The organism is Vibrio sp. 2130-1 (genome assembly GCF_033339515.1).
Genome location: NZ_JAWOUT010000139.1, coordinates 1 through 871 on the forward strand (window position 1 = coordinate 1; position 871 = coordinate 871).

At 47.6% G+C, this 871-nt stretch carries 1 pseudogene; it reads right to left on the reverse strand.

Going from position 1 to position 871, the window contains the following annotated elements:
- Positions 1–63: 63 nt before the first annotated feature.
- Positions 64–871 (reverse strand): annotated as a pseudogene (locus tag R7Q09_RS24745) (malate synthase A); the annotation flags it as partial.

The following is an 871-nucleotide window of genomic DNA, read 5'->3' on the forward strand; positions in this document are numbered from 1 at the left end:
CAGGCAGTACATCCCTATCTGCCTCGAAAGTTTTCACGTTATTGGTATTACAGTTAAGAATTCTTAGTCCAGGTAGTCATAACCAGGGACGGTTAAAAAGTTGGTTAGCTCATCGCTAGTTGTTAGCTTCGCCATCAATTGTGCGGCCTCTTCAAAACGCCCGGCTTGATAACGTTCTTCGCCCACTTCTTGTTTCACTACTTCTACTTCTTCTTGCAAGTAGGTTTCGAACAGTGCTTTTGTCACCTGTTGACCATTGTCGAGTGACTTACCGTGCTGAATCCATTGCCAGATTGAGGCGCGAGAAATCTCAGCAGTCGCAGCATCTTCCATTAATCCGTAGATTGGTACACAGCCGTTTCCAGAAATCCAAGCTTCGATGTATTGCAGCGCAACGCGAATGTTGTGGCGCATGCCTTCTTCTGTACGTTCACCGTCACACGGTTCTAGCAACTCGGCTGCGGTAATTGGCGCATCTTCGGAGCGACTAACATCTAGTTGATTTGTTCGCTCTCCAAGTGCCGCACTGAATACTTCCATAGCAGTATCGGCTAGACCCGGGTGGGCAACCCACGTACCGTCGTGACCGTTATTCGCTTCAAGTGACTTATCGTTGTGAATTTTATCCAACACTTTCTGGTTTTCTTGCGAGTCTTTCGCGGGAATAAAGGCGGCCATTCCTCCCATCGCGAAAGCACCACGCTTGTGACAAGTACGAACCAGCAAACGCGAATAGGCGTTCAAAAATGGTTTGTCCATGGTGACGACTTGGCGATCCGGCAGAACACGATCTGGGTGTTTCTTCAGTGTTTTGATGTAACTGAAAATGTAATCCCAACGACCACAATTCAGCCCTACGATATGCTCTTTA